General features: G+C 62.4%; 20 protein-coding genes and 1 riboswitch. Of the genes, 15 read left to right on the top strand and 5 right to left on the bottom strand.

Translation table 11 applies throughout. The annotated features are described in order from the left end of the window. Window positions 1-11: 11 nt before the first annotated feature. Window positions 12-875 (bottom strand): LOG family protein, encoded by an 864-nt coding sequence (locus ACGYLO_RS02460; RefSeq protein ID WP_271688521.1) that lies wholly within the window; start codon window positions 873-875, stop codon window positions 12-14. 173 nt (window positions 876-1,048) lie between these two features. Between ACGYLO_RS02460 and dapD the strand changes: the two genes are divergently transcribed. The 7 genes from dapD to ACGYLO_RS02495 all read left to right on the top strand — a co-directional run bounded on the left by dapD (window position 1,049) and on the right by ACGYLO_RS02495 (window position 8,117). Then, complete coding sequence (gene dapD, locus ACGYLO_RS02465) at window positions 1,049-1,876, top strand: 2,3,4,5-tetrahydropyridine-2,6-dicarboxylate N-succinyltransferase (protein ID WP_271688518.1); 828 nt, start codon at window positions 1,049-1,051, stop codon at window positions 1,874-1,876. Window positions 1,877-1,933: 57 nt separating this feature from the next. Next, entirely contained in the window at window positions 1,934-2,188 is a 255-nt protein-coding gene (locus ACGYLO_RS02470) for a GlsB/YeaQ/YmgE family stress response membrane protein (protein ID WP_067261077.1), read from the top strand. Between the two features lie 74 nt (window positions 2,189-2,262). Further along, on the top strand, window positions 2,263-2,601 hold the full coding sequence (locus ACGYLO_RS02475) for a hypothetical protein (RefSeq protein WP_067261079.1): 339 nt from the start codon (window positions 2,263-2,265) through the stop codon (window positions 2,599-2,601). A 101-nt stretch (window positions 2,602-2,702) separates the two neighbouring features. After that, window positions 2,703-3,848 (top strand): succinyl-diaminopimelate desuccinylase, encoded by a 1,146-nt coding sequence (gene dapE, locus ACGYLO_RS02480; protein WP_271688516.1) that lies wholly within the window; start codon window positions 2,703-2,705, stop codon window positions 3,846-3,848. Next, window positions 3,845-4,414: a TIGR04282 family arsenosugar biosynthesis glycosyltransferase gene (locus ACGYLO_RS02485; protein WP_271688514.1), complete on the top strand. Its 570-nt coding sequence runs from the start codon at window positions 3,845-3,847 to the stop codon at window positions 4,412-4,414. The genes dapE and ACGYLO_RS02485 overlap by 4 nt, the downstream gene beginning before the upstream one ends. A 32-nt stretch (window positions 4,415-4,446) precedes the next feature. After that, on the top strand, window positions 4,447-6,717 hold the full coding sequence (rnr, locus tag ACGYLO_RS02490; RefSeq protein WP_271688512.1) for a ribonuclease R: 2,271 nt from the start codon (window positions 4,447-4,449) through the stop codon (window positions 6,715-6,717). 101 nt (window positions 6,718-6,818) lie between these two features. Next, window positions 6,819-8,117 (top strand): lytic murein transglycosylase, encoded by a 1,299-nt coding sequence (locus ACGYLO_RS02495; RefSeq protein ID WP_271688511.1) that lies wholly within the window; start codon window positions 6,819-6,821, stop codon window positions 8,115-8,117. Window positions 8,118-8,150: 33 nt separating this feature from the next. On the opposite strand, the gene ACGYLO_RS02500 is transcribed toward ACGYLO_RS02495, so the two are convergent. Both ACGYLO_RS02500 and ACGYLO_RS02505 read right to left on the bottom strand, forming a co-directional pair. Further along, complete coding sequence (locus ACGYLO_RS02500; protein WP_271688510.1) at window positions 8,151-9,545, bottom strand: aspartate aminotransferase family protein; 1,395 nt, start codon at window positions 9,543-9,545, stop codon at window positions 8,151-8,153. Between the two features lie 75 nt (window positions 9,546-9,620). Next, complete coding sequence (locus ACGYLO_RS02505; RefSeq protein WP_271688508.1) at window positions 9,621-10,322, bottom strand: GntR family transcriptional regulator; 702 nt, start codon at window positions 10,320-10,322, stop codon at window positions 9,621-9,623. A gap of 145 nt (window positions 10,323-10,467) precedes the next feature. On the opposite strand from ACGYLO_RS02505, the gene ACGYLO_RS02510 reads away from it, so the two are divergent. The 5 genes from ACGYLO_RS02510 to ACGYLO_RS02530 all read left to right on the top strand — a co-directional run bounded on the left by ACGYLO_RS02510 (window position 10,468) and on the right by ACGYLO_RS02530 (window position 15,802). Further along, the gene (locus tag ACGYLO_RS02510) at window positions 10,468-11,553 is read left to right on the top strand and encodes a polyamine ABC transporter substrate-binding protein (protein WP_067265724.1); all 1,086 of its coding nucleotides are present in this window, start codon (window positions 10,468-10,470) and stop codon (window positions 11,551-11,553) included. 100 nt (window positions 11,554-11,653) lie between these two features. Next, on the top strand, window positions 11,654-12,781 hold the full coding sequence (locus tag ACGYLO_RS02515; RefSeq protein ID WP_394376345.1) for an ABC transporter ATP-binding protein: 1,128 nt from the start codon (window positions 11,654-11,656) through the stop codon (window positions 12,779-12,781). A 2-nt stretch (window positions 12,782-12,783) separates the two neighbouring features. Continuing rightward, window positions 12,784-13,659, top strand: a complete 876-nt coding sequence (locus ACGYLO_RS02520) for an ABC transporter permease subunit (RefSeq protein WP_168613629.1) — start codon at window positions 12,784-12,786, stop codon at window positions 13,657-13,659. Next, window positions 13,656-14,477, top strand: coding sequence for an ABC transporter permease (locus ACGYLO_RS02525; protein WP_067265716.1), 822 nt, complete (start codon window positions 13,656-13,658; stop codon window positions 14,475-14,477). Before ACGYLO_RS02520 ends, ACGYLO_RS02525 begins: the two co-directional genes overlap by 4 nt. After that, window positions 14,474-15,802: an FAD-binding oxidoreductase gene (locus ACGYLO_RS02530; protein ID WP_271688504.1), complete on the top strand. Its 1,329-nt coding sequence runs from the start codon at window positions 14,474-14,476 to the stop codon at window positions 15,800-15,802. Before ACGYLO_RS02525 ends, ACGYLO_RS02530 begins: the two co-directional genes overlap by 4 nt. Before the next feature lie 10 nt (window positions 15,803-15,812). On the opposite strand, the gene ACGYLO_RS02535 is transcribed toward ACGYLO_RS02530, so the two are convergent. Next, window positions 15,813-16,712, bottom strand: coding sequence for a rhodanese-related sulfurtransferase (locus ACGYLO_RS02535; RefSeq protein WP_271690010.1), 900 nt, complete (start codon window positions 16,710-16,712; stop codon window positions 15,813-15,815). Between the two features lie 98 nt (window positions 16,713-16,810). On the opposite strand from ACGYLO_RS02535, the gene pncA reads away from it, so the two are divergent. Next, the gene (gene pncA / locus ACGYLO_RS02540; RefSeq protein ID WP_271688501.1) at window positions 16,811-17,407 is read left to right on the top strand and encodes a bifunctional nicotinamidase/pyrazinamidase; all 597 of its coding nucleotides are present in this window, start codon (window positions 16,811-16,813) and stop codon (window positions 17,405-17,407) included. 69 nt (window positions 17,408-17,476) lie between these two features. Next, window positions 17,477-18,769, top strand: a complete 1,293-nt coding sequence (pncB, locus tag ACGYLO_RS02545) for a nicotinate phosphoribosyltransferase (RefSeq protein ID WP_271688500.1) — start codon at window positions 17,477-17,479, stop codon at window positions 18,767-18,769. Window positions 18,770-18,772: 3 nt separating this feature from the next. Here the strand turns inward: pncB and ACGYLO_RS02550 are convergent, their stop codons facing one another. Beyond that, the gene (locus ACGYLO_RS02550; protein ID WP_271688499.1) at window positions 18,773-19,783 is read right to left on the bottom strand and encodes a PAS domain-containing protein; all 1,011 of its coding nucleotides are present in this window, start codon (window positions 19,781-19,783) and stop codon (window positions 18,773-18,775) included. 165 nt (window positions 19,784-19,948) lie between these two features. After that, a riboswitch (cobalamin riboswitch) is annotated at window positions 19,949-20,166 on the top strand. Between the two features lie 33 nt (window positions 20,167-20,199). Here ACGYLO_RS02550 and ACGYLO_RS02555 point away from each other — a divergent pair. Continuing rightward, window positions 20,200-20,370, top strand: a complete 171-nt coding sequence (locus ACGYLO_RS02555; RefSeq protein ID WP_082849519.1) for a CbtB-domain containing protein — start codon at window positions 20,200-20,202, stop codon at window positions 20,368-20,370. Window positions 20,371-20,401: the final 31 nt, after the last annotated feature.

A 20,401-nucleotide genomic window follows, 5' to 3' on the forward strand; every position in this document is an offset into this window, starting at 1 on the left:
GCCAAGGCGGCTTAGCCGTGATCTTCGACCTCTTCGCGGCCCGGCACATGTTCGCGAGCGGGGGCGGTCTCCCAATTCTCGATCACCTCCATCGCCTCATCCGCGCTTTCGACAAAGCGGAACAGGTCGAGGTCTTCGGCTGAGATCGTGCCCGCATCGGCCAGCGCGTCCCAGTTGATGATCTTTTCCCAGAACTCACGGCCAAACAGCAAGAATGGCACCCGGTTCATGCGGCCCGTTTGGATCAGCGTCAGCGCCTCAAAGAGTTCGTCCATCGTGCCGAAACCACCGGGGAAGACGCAGATCGCGCGGGCGCGCATTAGGAAGTGCATCTTGCGGATCGCGAAGTAGTGGAAGTTGAAGCATAGCTCCGGCGTGACATATTCGTTGGGCGCCTGCTCGAACGGCAGCACGATGTTGAGGCCGATGGAATGGCCGCCCGCGTCGAGCGCGCCGCGGTTGCCTGCCTCCATCACACCCGGCCCGCCGCCGGTGACGATGACATTCTCGGTGCCGCCGCTTTCCATCGACTTTTCGGTCATCAGCCGAGCAAAGGTGCGCGTCTCGTCATAAAAACGCGACAGATCGGCCAGTGTCTTGGTCCGGGCGGTGTGTTTCTCGGCCGGTTCGGGAATGCGCGCGCCGCCAAAGAGCACGATGGTCGATTGGATGCCGTGGGCGTCCAGCAGCAGCTCGGGCTTGAGGAGCTCCAGTTGCAGACGCACCGGGCGCAGCTCATCGCGGCACATGAAGTCATCGTCGGTAAAGGCCAGACGATAGGCAGGCGCGCGGGTTTGCGGCGTGTCGGGGGCGTCTTGGGCTTTGGCGCGGTCCACATTGGCGCGGCGCAGGGGGTGGCGGTGTTCGTCGGTCATCCTCGGGTCTTTCCTTGGTCTGGGGCTTGGCTCAGGTGGCGCGATGGCCGCTTAGGTCAAGATGCCCTGTTGTTCGGCGAATGACCACGCCCCTCATCGCCCGGCAATTGCACCCTAGGCAGTGCAAGGCTATAGCCCTCAAAAGGCCTTTTCATCATTCGGAGACTTGCCCCATGTCCAACGCCCAACTTGAAACCGCCATCGAAGCCGCTTGGGATACCCGTGATCAGATCACATCCGCCACCACCGGAGAGACCCGCGACGCTATCGAAGACACGCTGAACGCGCTCGACAGCGGCAAACTGCGCGTGGCGGAAAAGCAGGACGACGGTCAGTGGCACGTCAATCAGTGGGCCAAGAAGGCCGTGCTGCTGGGCTTCCGCATCAAGGACATGGAACATCAAGAAGGCGGCCCGCAGGGCGCTGGCTGGTGGGACAAGGTCGATAGCAAGTTCAAAGGCTGGGGCGACGCCGAGTGGAAAGAGGCCGGCTTCCGCGCCGTGCCGAACTGCGTCGTGCGCCGCTCGGCCTATATCGCGCCCGGCGTGGTGCTGATGCCGTCTTTCGTGAACATCGGCGCCTATGTCGACACTGGCACCATGGTTGATACATGGGCCACCGTCGGCTCCTGCGCGCAGATCGGCAAGAACGTGCACCTCTCGGGCGGCGTCGGCATTGGCGGCGTGTTGGAGCCGATGCAGGCGGGCCCCACCATCATCGAAGACAATTGCTTCATCGGCGCACGGTCAGAAGTTGTCGAAGGCTGCATCGTGCGCGAAGGCTCGGTGCTGGGCATGGGCGTCTTCATCGGAAAGTCGACCAAGATCGTCGACCGCGAGACCGGTGAGATCATGTATGGCGAAGTGCCCGCAGGTTCGGTCGTTGTGGCGGGCACCATGCCGTCGAAGAACAACGTGAACCTCTACTGTGCCGTGATCGTCAAGCGGGTGGATGCCAAGACCCGCTCCAAAACCTCGATCAACGAGCTGCTGCGCGACTGAACGGAACAAAATACCCCGTCATGGCGTTGAGACCTGAATTCAAAGGAGATTAACGACATGACGGGTATCGGTTGGTTTGCCGCAATCATCGTGGGTGGCCTTGCGGGCTGGATCGCGGAAAAGATCATGAAATCGGACATGGGTCTGATCATGAACATCATCCTCGGCATTCTGGGTGCCTTGGTCGCGAACTGGCTCTTGATGCTGATCGTCGGCAGCACGCTGGGCGGTTGGTTCGGTCAGTTGGTGGTGGGCGTCATCGGTGCCTGCTTGCTGATCTGGGTCACGCGGATGGTCCGCGGCAAGACTTAAGGGCAGGGGCGCGGCCCCTTTCCAAATCCAAGTGAAAAGGTTAGGGCTGCCGAAAGCAATCGGCGGCCCTTATCATGTCTGAACCCAAGAAAACCAAGAAACCTTCGCGCCAGCAGGTCTTTACCCTTTTGGTTCAGATCGGCCGCAAGGACGGTGACGGTCTGCCCGACAAGGCCACCGGTGCTGCGCTGATGTGTTTCGCCTCTGGCATTGATGAGGCCGAAGCTGTGCGCGAGACGGTGGCGATCCTCAAACAGGCCGATACCAACCCGCTTGACGTGACCGGTTACGGCACGCTGGAAGAGCGCGAGGCCGAAGGTCAGGAGATCGACGCCGAGGAACGCGCCCTGATGCAGCGCGCTTTGGAAGAAAACTCGGTCATCGTCGCGCAAATGACCCCGTTTTACGACTGACCCGCGCCCCACACGGGGAATTGCAATGCGCCCCCTTGGCATTGGCGCGATTTGCCCACACAAGTTACCGGACAAGCGATAACCCCTGAAAAGGAGCCGATATGTCCGGTCTCGACCCTGTTGATCTCACCGCGAAACTGGTGCGCTGCGCCTCTGTCACCCCTGCGAACGATGGGGCGTTGGAAGTGCTCGAAGAGGTGTTGGACGCGGCGGGTTTCGACTGTACGCGCGTCGACCGGGGCGGCATCTGCAACCTCTTTGCCCGCTGGGGCAACAAGGGCAACACCAAGTCCTTCGGCTTCAACGGCCATACCGATGTCGTGCCCATCGGGGATGAGGCGGATTGGTCGATGCCCCCCTTCGGGGCCGAGATCAAGGACGGCATCATGTATGGCCGCGGCACCACGGATATGAAATCGGGCGTGGCGGCTTTCGTCGCGGCAGCGGTGGATTTCGTGAAGGACACGCCGCCCGACGGCTCCATCGTGCTGGCGATCACCGGGGATGAAGAGGGCGATGCCCTCGACGGGACCACGGCTCTTTTGGACTACATGACGGAGAACGGCGAGCGGATGGATGTCTGCCTTGTGGGGGAGCCGACTTGCCCCGAGCGCATGGGCGACATGATCAAGATCGGGCGGCGCGGCTCGATGAACGCGCATTTCAAGGTGACGGGCAAACAGGGCCATGCGGCCTATCCGCACCGCGCCAACAACCCGCTGCCCGCGATGGTGCGGTTGATGGATCGTTTGGCCAGCCATGAGTTGGATCAGGGCAGCGATCACTTCGACCCTTCGACGCTGGCCGTGGTGACCGTCGACACCGGCAATAAGGCAACCAATGTGATCCCGGCGCAATGCCGCGGCGCGGTCAACATCCGGTTTAATGACCACCATTCGGGCGCGAGCCTCAGCGACTGGCTGCGGGGCGAGGCGGATAAGATCGCCGAGGAATTCGGCCTGCAAGTGGATGTAGAGATCAAGATCTCCGGCGAGAGTTTCATCACCCCGCCGGGCGCCCTGTCCGATCTGGTCGCGGGCGCGGTTGAGGCTGAGACGGGCGTGCAGCCCGAGCTTTCCACCACCGGCGGCACTTCGGACGCGCGTTTCGTCAAGGCGCATTGCCCGGTGGTGGAGTTCGGTCTGGTGGGCCAGTCCATGCACCAAGTTGATGAGCATGTGCGGGTCGAACATATCGAACAGCTCAAATCCATCTACGGGCGCGTGTTGCGGAATTATTTCACGTGAAACCAACGCTCATTGTCATGGTGAAAGAGCCGCGCCCTGGTCGGGTGAAAACCCGTCTGGGCCGCGACATCGGCATGGTCGGCGCGGCTTGGTGGTTTCGCGATCAGACCCGCCGCCTGTTGCGTCGGATCGAAGATCCGCGTTGGCAGGTGGTGCTGGCCGTGGCCCCGGACGTGGAAGGGCTGCAAAGCCGCGTCTGGCCCGCGCATCTGCCACGCTGGCCGCAAGGGCGCGGCAACCTCGGTGACCGTATGGCGCGGATGCTGCGCAGCGCGCCGGGACCGGCCTGTGTGATCGGGGCGGATATTCCGGGCATCAACCGCAAGGAACTGGGGCGGGCATTCGATGCGCTTGGCAACCATGACGCGGTGTTTGGCCCGGCGCCCGATGGCGGCTATTGGCTCGTGGGGCTGAAACACCCCCGCCGCGCGCCGTCCAGCCTGTTTGACGGGGTGCGCTGGTCCGGCCCCCATGCGCTGGCTGACAGCCGCGCGACCCTGCCGGGCTACCGCATCGCCGAAGTCTCTACCCTGCGCGACGTGGACGAAATTCACGATTTGCCATGACGACAGGGGGGCTGCGTGCTACCTGCTGAGGTATGAGCAAGATACCCAGCAAATCCGAGATCCTCGACTGGATCGAACAGAACCCAACGCTGACCGCCAAGCGCGACATCGCCAAAGCCTTTGGCATCAAGGGCGCGGCCCGGATCGACCTGAAGCGCGTGCTGAAAGAGCTGGAGGCCGAGGGCCATCTGGAAAAGCGCAAGCGCAGCTATCAGGACCCTGACCGCCTGCCGCCGGTCTCGGTCTTGCTGGTCACGGGGCCGGACAGCGATGGCGATCTTTTTGCCAAGCCGATGGAGTGGCATGGCGAGGGGAAAGAACCCATCGTTCTGCTGATCCCGCGCGAGAGTGACCCGGCGCTTGGCGAAGGTGACCGCATTCTGGCCCGGCTGACGTTGGTGAAAGGTGAAGATCACCACTATGAGGCCCGGCTCATTCGCCGCATCGGCTCCAACCCGCGCAAGGTGTTGGGCATCTTCCGCAAAGCGGCCGAAGGCGGGCGGATCGTCCCGATCGACAAGGGCACGGACCGCGAATGGCGCGTCGGTGCCGACCATACACATGGCGCGAAAGACGGTGAACTGGTCGAGGCCGAGCAGGCCGGACCGAAGGCACGTATGGGATCGCCCCGCGCACGCATCGTCGAGCGGCTGGGCGACCCGTCCGAGCCGCGCGCGGTCTCGCTCATCGCGATCCACCAGCATGGCATTCCGGACGAATTCCCCGACGATGTGATCGCACAGGCCGATGCGGCCAAACCACAAGGCCTCAAGGGTCGCGAAGACCTGCGCGACCTGCCGTTGGTCACCATCGACCCCTCCGATGCGCGGGACCATGATGACGCCTGCTATGCCCATGCCGACGACGACCCCAAGAACGAGGGTGGCCATGTCGTTTGGGTCGCCATTGCCGATGTGGCCGCCTATGTGACGCCGGGCTCGGCGTTGGACCGCGAGGCGCGCAAGCGCGGCAACTCCACCTATTTCCCTGACCGCGTGGTGCCGATGCTGCCGGACCGGCTTTCGGGTGACCTCTGCTCTCTGCACGAGGGCGTGCCGCGTGCCTGTATCGCCGTGCGCATGGTGCTGGATGCCAAGGGCAACAAGATCGGCCATACGTTCCACCGTGGCTTGATGCGCTCGCCCGCGTCGTTGCATTACGAAGAGGTGCAGGACGCCATCGACGGCAACCCGAACGACCGCACCGGCCCGCTGTTGGAGCCGGTGTTGAAGCCGCTTTACGCCGCCTATGACGCGCTGAAGACCGCCCGCGCCGAGCGGCAGCCGCTGGAGTTGGACCTGCCCGAACGCCGCATCGAATTGGGCGAGGATGGCAAGGTGAAGTCGGTGAACTTCCGCGAGCGGCTCGACGCGCATCGGCTGATCGAAGAGTTCATGGTCTTGGCCAATGTCGCCGCTGCCGAGACGCTGATCAAAAAGAAAACCCCGCTGCTGTTCCGCATCCACGAGGAACCCTCGCCAGAGAAGCTCGAATCCCTGCGTGAAACCGCACAGGCGGCGGGTTTCACGCTGGCCAAGGGGCAGGTGCTGCAAACCGCGCATCTGAACCGCCTGCTGGATCAGGCGGCGGGGACCAATGACGCGGAGCTGATCAATCTCAGCACCCTACGCTCGATGACGCAGGCCTATTATGGCCCGGCGCATATCGGGCACTTCGGCCTTGCCCTGCGCTCCTACGCGCATTTCACCTCGCCCATCCGCCGCTATGCTGACCTCATCGTGCACCGCGCGCTGATCACGGCGCATGGCTGGGGCAAGGATGGGCTGACGCCCGAAGAGATTGAGGGGCTGGAGCAGACCGGCGCGCATATCTCCGACACCGAGCGGCGCTCGATGGTGGCTGAGCGTGACACGACCGACCGCTACCTCGCGGCTTTCCTGTCGGAGCGTGTCGGCAATGAGTTCACCGGGCGGATCAGCGGCATCGCGCGTTTTGGTGCCTTTGTGAAGTTGGACGAGACGGGCGCGGACGGTCTGGTGCCGATGCGCTCGCTCGGGCGGGAGTATTTCCACCACGACGCCGAGGCGCAGACGCTGATGGGCTCGGACACCGGCATGATGATCGGCATTGGCCAGCGTGTCACCGTGCGGCTGGCCGAGGCGGTCCCCGTGACCGGGGGCATCGCGCTGGAATTGCTTGAGATCGAAGACCAAAAGGTCAAGCAAGGCGGAGGTGGGGGCCGCCGCAACCCGGCGGGTCGTAGCAAGCCGCGCGGCAAGGCCGTGAAGGCCAAGCGCAAGAAGGACAAGATCAAACGCAAAGTGACCCGCACCCGCCGCTGATGCGGCAAACCGGCGGAGCTTCGCGGATGGCCGCCCCCCTCCCTTTCCACCGGGGCGGGGCGGGCATAGGATTTGCCGTAACTCTATGAGGTGAGGCGATTATGATCCGGCACTACGCGATGATTTCAGGCATTCTGGCGACAGCTGGCATGGGGGCTCCGGCCTTCGCGTTAGGCCCGACTGAATCCCTGCGCCCCGCGCCGCGCGCGCCGCAGGCCGTGCTGGCCGCCGTGGCGCCAGTAGCGCAGGAACCCGCGGCAGAGGCCAGCGGCGACGACACCGGGCTGCGCGCTTGGGTGAAAGACTTCCGCCCCCGCGCACTGCAACAGGGCATCGACCCGGATGTCTTTGGCCGGGCACTGGATACGGTCAGCTATGACCCGGAGGTGATCCGCCGCGACCGCAACCAATCGGAATTCACCAAAACGATTTGGGATTACCTCGACACCGCCACCTCGGATCTGAGGGTGCAGAACGGGCAGAAGGCGCTCGCCCAATGGCAACGCACGCTGGAAGAGATCGAAGTGAAGTACGGTGTCGAGAAAGAGATCGTCACCGCGATCTGGGGGCTTGAGAGCGCCTATGGCAGCTTCCGGGGCGGGGATCGGGTGCTGGATTCACTGGCCACCCTTGCCTATGACGCGCGGCGGGCGGAATTTTTCGAAGGCGAGCTCCTCGACGCCCTGCGCATCCTTCAGGCGGGCGATACCGATGCCGATCAATTACGCGGCTCTTGGGCGGGCGCGATGGGGCATACGCAGTTCATGCCCTCGTCCTTCCACGCCCATGCGGTCGATTGGGATGGCGACGGGCGGCGCGACATCTGGGGCGATGACCCCAGCGATGCGCTGGCCTCTACCGCCGCCTATCTCAAGCATTTTGGCTGGACCGAAGGGCAGCCCTGGGGGGTCGAAGTGGCTCTGCCCGAGGGGTTCGACTATCTGCTGGCCGACCGCGCGGTGACCAAGACCCCGGCGGAATGGGCCGATCTTGGCGTCACCGCGCTCGATGGTGGGGCGGTGGCGGATCATGGCCCGGCGTCGATCTTGCTGCCCGCGGGCGCAGAGGGGGCCGCCTTCATGATCTTCCCCAATTTCGCGGTGATCGAGCGCTATAATACGGCGGATGCCTATGTCATCGGAGTGGGCCATCTGGCCGACCGCATCGGCGGCGCGGGCGAGATACAGCAGGACTGGCCCCGCGAAGACCGTGCGCTGAGCTTTAATGAGCGGATCGAATTGCAGACCCTGCTGACCGAAGCGGGTTTTGACACGCAAAAGATCGACGCCAAGATCGGGCCGCTGACCGTCAATGCTGTGCGCAGCTATCAAAAGGCCGAAGGCATCGCGCCCGATGGCTATGCCTCCCCCCGGCTGCTGGCCCGACTGCGCGCCGAGTGAGGGGCCGCCCCCGATTGGGGGCAGCCCGATGTTTTAGGACGCGGCTTTGAGCATGTCCTTGTCTTTCAGATCGGCATAGGTCGCATCCAGTGCCTTGGTCGCCCGTTCGGCGAAGATCTTTATCTCTTCCGGGGTAATGATCAGCGGCGGCGAGATGATCATCCGGTCGCCGACATGGCGCATCACCAGATTGTTGGCAAAGCAATGTTCGCGGCAAATGTACCCGGCGGTGCCGCTATCGGCGAATTTCGCGCGGCTTTCCTTATGCGGCGTCAGCGGGAGGGAGGCCATCAGGCCCGATACGTTCACCCCGCCTACCAGCGGATGCTCTCCCAGCTTGCCCAACGCCTCTTTCAGCGCGGGGGCGGCGACGTTTTGAACATGAGCGACAATGTTCTCTTCTTGCATAATCCGCAGGTTTTCCAGCGCCACGGCGGCGCAGACCGGGTGGCCGGAGTAGGTGTAGCCGTGGTTGAACTCGCAGGCGTTGATGACCTCAGCCACCTCGTCACAAACGATCGACCCGCCGATGGGCGCGTAGCCCGAGCTCAGCCCCTTGGCGATGGTCATGATATGCGGCTTGATGCCCATGGTCTGCGAGCCAAACCAATTGCCCGTCCGACCAAAGCCGCAGATCACCTCGTCAGCGATCAGCAGAATATCGTGTTTGTCGCAGATGCGCTGAATCTCGGGCCAATAGGTGCTGGGCGGCACGACGACCCCGCCCGCGCCCTGAACGGGTTCGGCGATGAAGGCCGCGACCTTGTCCGCGCCCAGCTCGACAATCTTCGCTTCCAGCTCCTGTGCGCGTTTCAGACCGAAGTCTTCGGGCGACATATCCCCGCCTTCGGCATACCAATCGGGCTGGCCGATGTGGTGGATGCCGGGGATCGGCAGCCCGCCTTGCTCATGCATATAGGTCATGCCGCCGAGACTGGCCGAGCCGACCGAAGAGCCGTGATAGGCGTTCTTGCGGCTGATGATATGGCTTTTCTCGGGTTTGCCCTTTTGCGCCCAATAGGTGCGGACAATGCGCAGGTTGGTGTCATTCGCCTCTGACCCCGACCCGGCGAAGAAGACGTGGTTCAGATCACCGGGGGCCAGATCGGCCAGCTCCTTGGCCAGCGCGATGGCGGGCACATGGGTCGTTTGGAAGAAGGTGTTGTAATAGGGCAGTTCGTTCATCTGTCGCGCGGCGACATTGCCCATCTCTTCGCGGCCATAGCCAAGGTTCACGCACCACAGCCCGGCCATCGCATCGAGAATCTCATTCCCCTCGCTGTCGGTCAGGTAGATGCCCTTGGCCCTTGTGATGATGCGCGCGCCCTTGTCGCCCAATTCATCATTGGTGGTGAAAGGATGCATGTGATGCGCCGCATCCAGCGCCTGAAGGTCCGCGGTGGGGAGGTGATTCGTGATGGGCGGCATGGGTGTGCACCTTCTATTTGCATGAAAAATAAGCTTAGCCGCAGAATATGATCAAATTATAGCATGTCAATCGAATCAACGCGGAACGGGCAGACCATCGAGGGCTGCGCGAATTTGGGTCATTCCTTGGGCGACATCGCCCGCCATGACCTCTCCCGCCAAAGCGGCGTTGCCCTCGGCAAAGGCCGCCAAAAGTTCGGCATGTTTATCGGGTAGATTGCTGGTGCCATAGCGCCCGCAAACCACCCGAAGCGAGGGGCCAAAACGCAGCCAAAGACGGTCCACCGTTGCGGCCATGATCGGCGCTTCGGCAAGGTCGTAAATCATTCGGTGAAAGCTGTAGTTCTGCATCAAATAGCCGCCGACATCGCCCCGGTCGATGGCATGGTTCAGCGCGTTGTCACAGGCTTTCAAAGCGTTCAAACGCTCATCCGTCATGCGGTTTGCGGCGCGTTTGGTCAGTTCCGGCTCTAGCGTTTCCCGCATGAATCTCAGTTCTTCCAGCCCCGCATGGGTCAGTTCCGGCACGGTGACCCGGCGGTTGCCCAAATGGGTCAGCGCCCCTTCCGAGATCAGGCGGCGGATGGCCTCGCGCACCGGCGTCATGCCCGCATCCAAAGCGGCGGTCAGACCTTGGATCGTGACCCCCTGTCCGGGGGCCAGATCGCCGAAGAGAATCATCTTGCGCAGGCGTTCGTAAACATGCTGATGGATCGGTGTCTTGGCCGCCGCATCGGCGGCGGGAAGCAATCTCGGATCGGTTTTTTCTGAACCCATAGGAGCGGTCTTTCCGTCTTGTTTCGCCGTGTCTTGCAGCATTTCATTCTGCATGAAAGCATAAACCATCTTGCCCGAAGAGGCAAAACTTGATCAAATTGACGAAAGGTGGGGATCAACCCGACCTGTCTAACGGGAGTATGAAATGAAACATGTGCTACTAAGCAGCGTCGCCGTTGCCACCTTGATGGCAGGTGCCGCCACTGCCGAAACGGTCCGGGTCTATAACTGGTCCGACTATATCGATGAATCCTTGCTGGATAAATTCGAAGAAGAGACCGGCATCGAATTGGTCTATGACGTGTTCGACAGCAACGAGGTGCTGGAGACCAAAATGCTCGCCGGTGGGTCGGGCTATGACGTGGTCGTCCCCTCGGGCACCTTCCTGCAGCGCCAGATCACAGCCGGTGCATTCCAGCCGCTGGATACCTCTAAGCTGCCCAACCTGGAAAATATGTGGGACGTGGTTTCCTCGCGGACCGAACAATATGATCCCGATAACGCCCATTCCATCAACTACATGTGGGGTACCACCGGCATCGGCGTGAACGTCGGCAAGGTGAAAGAGATCCTAGGCGAAGACGCCCCGATTGACTCTTGGGACTTGGTTTTCGACCCCGCCAATATGGAAAAACTGGCTGACTGCGGTGTGCATTTCCTCGATGCCCCGGCAGAGATGATCCCCGCCGCGCTGAACTACATCGGCGAAGACCCCAACAGCCATGACCCCGATGTGATCGCCAAGGCCGAAGAGGTCTTCATGCCGGTCCGCCCCTATATCCAGAAGTTCCACTCTTCGGAGTATATCAACGCTTTGGCCAACGGTGACGTCTGCGTCGCGGTAGGCTGGTCGGGCGATATCTTGCAGGCCCGCGACCGCGCGGATGAAGCCGACAACGGTGTCGAAATCGCCTATAACGCCCCCTCCGAAGGCGCGCAGATGTGGTTTGACCAGATGGCCATCCCGGTTGACGCGCCGAACCCCGAGGGCGCGCATAAGTTCCTGAATTTCATCATGGACGCCGAGAATATGGCCGCCGCGTCGAACTATGTGTACTACGCCAACGGCAACAAAGCCTCGCAAGAGCATCTGGTCGAGGATGTGATCGGCGACCCGGCGATCTACCCCTCTGAGGCGGCGTTGAACAACCTGTTCACCACCACACCTTACCCGCCGAAAGTACAGCGCGTGGTGACCCGGCTCTGGACCAAGATCAAGTCCGGTACCTGATCTGAGACAGGGGGTGCGGCCAGTCTGGTCGCGCCCCTTTTTCTTGCCCCGCGACCCCGATCAAAGCCCGAGCAAAGCCCGATCAAAGGATGTCTCAACCGTGAGCCCAACCGTCTTCGCCCCCTGGAACGACCCCGACGAAAAGCCGCTCATTCGCTTTAAGAATGTGACCAAGAAATTCGGCGAATTCGTCGCCATCGACGATCTGTCTTTGGATATTTACGCGCAGGAATTCTTTGCCCTTCTTGGGCCTTCGGGCTGTGGCAAGACGACGATGATGCGGATGCTGGCCGGGTTCGAAAGCCCCACCACCGGGCGCATCGAATTGGCAGGGCAGGACATCGCCCCGGTGCCCCCGAACAAACGCGCGGTGAACATGATGTTCCAATCCTACGCGCTGTTTCCGCATCTCAGCATCTGGGACAACATCGCCTTCGGCCTGCGCCGCGACAAGATGGAGAAGGACGCCATCGCCGCCCGCGTGGCCGAGATGCTGAAGCTCACCCGGCTAGAGAAATTCGCCCGCCGCAAACCGCATCAGATCTCCGGCGGCCAACGGCAGCGTGTCGCGCTGGCGCGCTCGCTAGCCAAAGCGCCGAAGCTTCTGCTGCTTGATGAACCCTTGGGCGCGCTGGACAAGAAGCTGCGGCAAGACACCCAGTTCGAGCTGATGGACATCCAAGAATCCACCGGCACCACCTTTGTCATCGTGACCCACGACCAAGAAGAGGCGATGACCGTCGCCTCCCGCGTGGCGGTGATGGACGAGGGGCGCGTGATTCAAGTGGCCACCCCGGCCGAGATCTATGAAGCGCCGAATTCCGTCTATGTCGCTGACTTCATCGGTGACGTGAACATCATCGAAGCCAGCACCAAGGCCATTGGCCAAGATCAATACCATTTGAACTGGATCGAGGGGCAGCCGCCGCTGACCGCCACCTCTGCCGCGCCGTTCAGCGAGGGGCAGCAGGCCCATCTGGCAATCCGGCCCGAGAAAATCCGCATTTCGACCGAGCGGCCCGAGGATGCGCCTAATGCGCTACAGGGCAAAGTGCTCGACATCGCCTATTTGGGGAACCTTTCCACCTATCACGTCGAACTGCCCGGCGGCCAGGTGATCAAGGCGCAGACGGCCAACACTCGCCGCATCGCACGGCGTGACATCACATGGAAAGACCCGGTCTGGATTTCATGGAGCGCCACCGCAGGCGTTTTGTTGGCGCAATGAACATGCGTCGCTTCGCCCTGATCGCGGTCCCGTACCTCTGGCTGTTGGCGCTGTTTCTGGTGCCTTTCCTGATCGTTTTCAAAATCTCCCTGTCCGATACGGCACTGGCGATCCCGCCCTATACGCCGACGATCAAGGACGGCATCGGCGCCCTAATCGCCCAGTTGGATTTCGAGAATTTTACCTTCCTCGCCTCCGACGACCTTTATTGGAAAGCCTACCTTAGCTCCCTGCGCATCGCCGTTGTATCGACCGCGCTGACGCTCTTGGTCGGCTATCCCATCGCCTATGGCATGGCCCGCGCCCCCGAAGAGTGGCGCGCCACATTGATGATGTTGGTGATCCTGCCGTTCTGGACCTCCTTCCTGATCCGCGTCTATGCGTGGATGGGCATTCTCAGCAACGAAGGGCTGCTGAACCAACTCTTGATGGGGTTGGGTCTAACGGCAGAGCCTTTACAGATCCTTAATACCAATACGGCAGTCTACATCGGCATCGTCTATACCTACCTGCCGTTCATGATCCTGCCGATCTATGCCGCGCTGGACCGCTTGGACGAATCCCTGAATGAGGCGGCGGAGGATCTCGGCTGCTCGCGTTTGCAAGCCTTCTGGCTGGTGACGATCCCCTTGTCGCGCAACGGCATTGTGGCGGGCAGCTTCCTTGTCTTCATCCCTGCCTTGGGCGAATTCGTGATCCCCTCGCTTTTGGGCGGGTCGGGCACGCTGATGATCGGCAAGGTGCTGTGGGAGGAGTTTTTCAACAACCGCGACTGGCCGGTGGCGAGTGCGGTGGCGGTGATCCTGCTGCTGATCCTGATCATTCCGATCATCCTCTTCCAGCGCAACCAGCAGAAACAGGCGGAGGCCGAACAATGAAGCGGATGACATGGTTCAACGTGACCTCGCTCACGCTGGGGTTCGCCTTTCTTTACCTGCCGATGATCATTCTGGTGATCTACAGTTTCAACGCCTCGAAACTGGTGACGGTCTGGGCCGGATTCTCGACCCGCTGGTATGGCGAGCTTTTGCAAAACGAAGCCTTCCTGAATGCGGCTTGGGTCACGCTGAAGGTCGCGGTGATCTCATCCTCCATCGCCACGGTGCTGGGCACCATGGCGGCCTATGTGTTGGTGCGCGGCGGGCGGTTCATGGGGCGGACGTTATTCTCCGGCATGATCTACGCGCCGCTGGTGATGCCCGAGGTGATCACCGGCCTTTCGCTGCTCTTGCTCTTCATCGGCATTGGGCTGGACCGGGGCGTGCTGACCATCGTGCTGGCGCATACGACCTTTTCGATGTGCTATGTCTCGGTCGTCGTCTCCTCCCGGCTGGTGTCCTTCGACCGTTCGTTGGAGGAGGCCGCGCTCGACCTCGGTTCTTCCCCGTGGGAGGCCTTCCGCCTCGTGACCCTGCCGATCATCGCGCCTGCGGTGATCTCGGGCTGGCTTCTGGCCTTCACGCTCAGCCTCGATGATCTGGTCATTGCCTCCTTCACCGCCGGGCCATCGGCCACAACGCTGCCGATCAAGATCTTCAGCGCCGTGCGTTTGGGCGTCTCGCCCGAGATCAACGCGCTCTCGACGATCATGATCGCCATCGTGACCGTAGGGGTCATCACCGCATCGCTGGTCAGCAAACGCTCAAGCCTGCGCGCGCAGGAGGAAGCCCGCGCGGCGGAACGGCCCGCCGCATGAAGCGTATCTACGCGGATTTCGCCTATTCCGAAGCGCCGCGTGCGGGCTGCTGGTGGGACCAGACCCATGGCGCGCCGGAGCGGCCGGCGCTGCAGGGCGCGGCGCAGGCCGATGTGGTGATCATCGGCGGCGGTTTCACCGGCCTCAACGCCGCGCTGCATCTGGCGCAGGCCGGGGTTGGGGCCACGGTGCTAGAGGCCGAGCGCGTGGGCTTTGGCGCTTCGGGCCGCAACGGGGGCTTTTGCTGCTTGGGCGGCGGGATGCTGGACGACGCGGCGCTCGACCGGAAATTCGGGCGGACAGAGCGGCTTGGCTGGCGGCAGGCCGAGGTGGCAGCGATCCGACAGGTGGAGGATTTCATCGTCGCCCGCGGCATCAATGTCGATCGGCATTCCCAAGGGGAAACCCAGCTGGCCCACCGCCCGCGCGATTTCGAAGAGATGCGCGGCAGGCTGGCTTACTACGCAGAGAATTACGGCGTCACGGCCCGGCTGACCGAAAAGGCCGATCTGGCCGCCGAGGGGCTGAACGCAGGCTTCGAGGGCGCGATCACCGTGCCGATTGGCTTTGGAATAAACCCCCGCAAATATGTGACCGCCCTCGCGCAGGCCGCGGAAGAGGCGGGGGCCGCGATCTATCACAACAGCCCGGCCACCGGGGTGACAGGGCACGAGGGCGCGTTCGAGGTTACGACCCCGCAGGGCCGCATCCGGGCCGAGCGGGTGATCATAGCCACCAATGGCTATTCCTCCGAAGACCTGCCGACATGGCTGGCCGCGCGTTACATGCCGACGCAATCCAGCGTGATCGTGACCCGCCCGATGACCGAGGCCGAGCTTGCCGCTCAAGGTTGGACCAGCCAACAGGCCTGCTATGACAGCCGCCATCTGCTGCATTACTTCCGGCTGATGCCTGACAATCGTATGTTGTTCGGCGTGCGCGGCGGGCTGATGTCCAACCCCAATTCCGAGCGGCGCGCGCTGGCCCGGGCCCGCGCGGATTTCGAGGCGATGTTCCCCGCGTGGCGTCATGTTGAAACGCCGCATGGCTGGTCCGGCATGGTCTGTATCGCGCGCAATCGCATGCCCTTCGTGGGGCAGGTGCCGGATCAGCCGGGGATCTTCGCAGGGCTGTGCTACCACGGCAATGGGGTGGCGATGGGCAGCTATTCCGGTGCGCTCTTGGCTGATCTGGTTCGCGGCATAACGCCCGAGCGGCCCTATCCCGCCCCCATGCGCGCCCCGCTTGCACGGTTCGAACTGGGTCGTTTTCGCCGGGCGGTCATGCCCTTTGCCTATGCGGGCTTCGCGCTGTCGGATCGCTGAGGGGGGGCGGTCAGCCCTCTTCCCGCGCCGCGCGTTCCTTGGCCAGCGTGATCTGGCGCTGGCGTTCGCGGAACCGTTCCTTATCCTCTGCCGAGGTCTCATCCACACATTGATGACAGGACACCCCAGCCTCATAGGCGGGGTGCTGCGTGTCCTCGGGCAGGATCGGGCGGCGGCAGCCGTGGCAAAGCATATGCGGCCCCTCGCGCAGCCCATGGCCAACGCTGACGCGGTTGTCGAAGACGAAACAGTCGCCTTCCCATGTGCTTTCCTGTTCGGGCACCTCTTCGAGGTATTTCAGGATACCGCCTTTGAGGTGGAAGACATCCTCGACGCCCTGACCGATCAGGTAGTTGGTCGATTTCTCGCAACGGATGCCGCCGGTGCAGAACATCGCGATCTTCTTATTGTGGAAGCGGTCTTTGTTCGCTTCCCACCACGCGGGAAATTCACCAAAGCTCTCGGTCTCGGGGTCGACCGCGCCTTCAAAGGTGCCAATCGCCACTTCGTAGCTGTTGCGCGTGTCGATCACCGCCACATCGGGGGAGCGGATCAATTCGTTCCAATCCTTCGGGTCGACGTAATGGCCCACCTTGGCGCGGGGATCTACATCGGGCTGGCCCATCGTCACGATCTCGCGCTTGATGCGCACCTTCATCTTGCCGAAGGGCGGCTTGTCGCTGGTGGCCTCTTTCCACTCCAGATCCGCGCAGCCGGGCAGGGCGCGCAGATGGGCGATCACCGCGTCGATCCCGGCGCGCGGCCCGGCGATGGTGCCGTTTACCCCTTCGGGGGCCAACAGCAGCGTGCCCATGACCGATTGCGCCTCGCAAAGCGCCAAGAGCGCGGGTTTGAGCGCGGCGGGATCGTCGAAGCGGGTGAAGTGATATAGGGCGGCGATGGTATACATGAGCGTCAAATAAGCGCTTCGGCGGCAAAGCTCAATCCGGCGCGTGCCATTGACCTACCCCATCCGCCGCCCTACCCCTTTTGGTAAGGAGAATGCCCATGACCCATGCCCTGATCGTGATCGACGTTCAAAATGATTTCTGCCCCGGCGGCGCGCTGGAAGTGCCGCAGGGCGATGAGATTCTGCGCGGCATCAACGCGCTGATGCCCGAGTTTGACGCGGTGGTCCTGACGCAGGACTGGCATCCGGCGGTGCATTCGTCATTCGCGTCGTCGCATAGGAACAACGGGCCTTACGAGATCGTCACCATGCCCTATGGCCCGCAGGTGCTCTGGCCCGATCACTGCATCCAAGGCAGCATTGGCGCGCAGTTCCACCCCGAGCTGCAAACCGACCGCGCCGATCTGATCATCCGCAAGGGCTATAACCCCGACATCGACAGCTATTCAGCGTTTTTCGAGAATGACCACCGTACGCCCACGGGGCTCGAAGGCTACCTGCGCACACGCGGGATCGAGCGGCTGACCATGGTGGGGCTGGCGCTGGATTTCTGCGTGAACTTCTCGGCGGTGGACGCGGCGAAGCTGGGGTTCAAGGTCGATGTGCGCGAAGACCTGTGCCGCGCGATTGATCTGGACGGATCGCTTGCCAAAGCCCGCGAAGGCATGCGCGCGGCGGGGGTGACGCTGGCCTGATCCGCCGCTTTCCCCTTGCCCATCTGTCCGCCCCCTTGGCATGAAGGGGCACGCAATAAGGAACCTCCCATGGTCGACATCGCCACCCGCGTCTATAACCACAAGTGGAAAATCGACCCCATCGTGCGGTCGCTGATCGACACGGATTTCTACAAGCTCTTGATGTGCCAATCGGTGTTTCGCAACAAGCCGGACACGCAGGTCACCTTTAGCCTGATCAACCGCTCCACCCATATCCCGCTGGCCAAGCTGATCGACGAGGGGGAGTTGCGCGAGCAACTCGATCACATCCGCTCTCTCAGCCTCAGCCGGGGGGAGAGCACATGGCTGCGCGGCAATACCTTCTACGGCAAACGCCAGATGTTCCGCCCCGATTTCATGGAGTGGTTCGAAGGCATGCGCCTGCCGCCCTATCATCTGGAGCGGAAGGGCGATCAGTATGAGCTGACCTTTGAGGGCAAGTGGCATGAGGTCATGCTTTGGGAAATTCCCGCGCTGGCGGTGTTGATGGAGCTGCGCAGCCGTGCAGCGCTGGACCCGATGGGCAAGTTCGAGCTTCAGGTGCTTTACGCGCGCGCGATGACCCGCGTCTGGGAAAAGATCGAAGCGCTGCGCGAGGTGGATAACCTCTCGATCGCTGATTTCGGCACGCGGCGGCGGCATTCCTATCTCTGGCAGGATTGGTGCGTGCAGGCGATGCATGAGGGGCTGGGCGATGCTTTCACCGGCACCTCCAACTGTCGCATCGCCATGATGCGCGAGCTTGAGGCGATTGGCACCAACGCGCATGAGTTGCCCATGGTCTATGCGGCTTTAGCCGAAGATGACGCGGAGCTTGCCCGCGCGCCCTATGATGTGCTGTCGGATTGGCATGACGAGCACGAAGGTAACCTGCGGATCATCTTGCCCGATACCTACGGCACTAAGGGCTTTCTCGATCACGCGCCGGATTGGCTGGCGGGCTGGACCGGCATCCGCGTCGACAGCGGCGATCCGGCCACGGCGGCGCAGACGGCCATTGACTGGTGGCGCGCCCGCGGCGAGGACCCGACGACCAAGCGAGTGATCTTCAGCGATGGGCTGGATGTGGACAAGATCAAGGAGTTGCACGCGCAGTTTGCGGGCAAGGCCAAGGTCTCTTTCGGTTGGGGGACGCTGTTGACCAATGACTTCCGCGGGCTGGTGCCGAATGATGCGCTGGCACCCTTTAGTCTGGTCTGCAAAGCGGTCAGCGCCAACGGGCGGCCCACGGTCAAACTGTCGGACAACCCCAACAAGGCGATGGGTCCGGTGGATGAGATCGCGCGTTACAAGCGTGTTTTCGGGGTCGGAGAGCAGGCCGCGCAGCAGGTGATCGTCTGACGGTCAGCCTTCGCCAAGGGCGGCCACGGGGAACTCCGCCGTGGCAATCAACCCTTCGGGCTGCCAATCGTAGTGCAGGGTGCCACCGACCGCGCGGGTCAAGGACTGGATGATCCGCGAGCCGCTGTTGCGCGGAGACTTGATGACCTCCGGCCCGCCTGTTTCGCGCCAGACAAACCGCAGGCGGGCAGGCTCCTGAAGGATGGTGATATCGAGCGATACCCGCCCGGTATCGGAACTGAGCGAGCCGTGTTTCACCGCATTCGTCGCCAGCTCGTGCAAGGCCAGCGTCAGGGGGGAAACGAGGCGGTGCGAGATCAGCGGATTCGCCCCGGTGAGGTTGATCTGATCCTCGGTGGCCGAGGTATAGGCCCGCATGATCGGCCCCATCAGCGTCTCGAAATCCACCTCATGCTGGTCGCTGCGGCCAATCGTGTCGAAATGCGCCGCGCCCAAGGCGGCCAGCCGCTCGATCACCTTGTCGGCAAAGGCCGCGGGGCTCGGCTCCTCACGGGCGGTCAGGCGGACCATGGCGGTCATGACGTTGACGATATTGCGCAGCCGGTGCAGCAATTCGTCATCGGCCAATTGCCGGTGCTCCCGCTCCGCCCGGCGGCGTTCGGAAACGTCGAGTTGCGAGCCGAAGAAGTAGATCAGATTGCCATCTTCGTCATTGATCGGCCCCAGTTGCAGGGCGTTCAGGAAGCGGCTGCCATCCTTGCGGTAGTTCACGATCTCAACCGTGTCGACCCGGCGCGCCAGTAGGATTTCGCGCACCGCATCGACGCTTTCGCGCGTGGTTTCCGGGCCTTGCAGGAAGCGGCAGTTCTGGCCCACGATCTCATCCAAGCCATAGCCGGTCAGATCGGTGAAAGCGTCATTCACATAGACGATGGGGTTGTCCGGCAGGGTCGGGTCGGTGATGCACAGCGGCAGGCGGGCATAGCGCACGACCTTGCCTAGAACGTCTTCGGTCAGGGTCTGCCGAGCGGCGGAGACCGTGTTGTCGTTCATGAATTCCCGCCCTTTGATCAAAACTGGCCGTCAATGTGCCCTGCACGTGGCTTTTGGGTCAACCCGCATACTGGGGGTTGGGCCATATTTATCTACTAAATGCTGTATGCGCCATACGGTTCCGCGAGGTTCGATAAATGCGGCTTGTCAGGAAGGGCCTAAAATGCGTAATTGAGGGCGCTTGGTGTCCCGAAAAGCGCCTTCGAGTGTGGGACCGAAAAGGGAATTCAGTAAGGGGTCGCCCGACCCTGAAGCCGAAGCCGCCCCCGCGACTGTAAGCGGTAAGCCAATGCCCCTCGTGCCACTTGTCCTTTCGGACGGGGAAGGCGGGCAAAGGCCACGACCCGCGAGCCAGGAGACCTGCCAGGCAAATGAAACGCTAGATCCCGTCGGGTGTGACGGTAAGGAGATTGAAGATGACGACGATGATTAAGACCGCCGGTGCCACGCGCAGCAAACTCGTACCGGCGCTGTTTGCCGCCGTATTGGGTGTGGCTCTGATGGCGCTGACCGGCCATGTGCAGGCCGCAGCACTGCATGATGCCGCCCATGACGTGCGCCACGCGACAGGCTTTCCCTGCCACTAAGCGCCGCGTTCGGTATCACTGGGGTCCGGGC

Origin of the sequence: Sulfitobacter sp. 1A13353 (genome assembly GCF_043557255.1) — a bacterium.
Taxonomy (GTDB): domain Bacteria; phylum Pseudomonadota; class Alphaproteobacteria; order Rhodobacterales; family Rhodobacteraceae; genus Sulfitobacter; species Sulfitobacter faviae.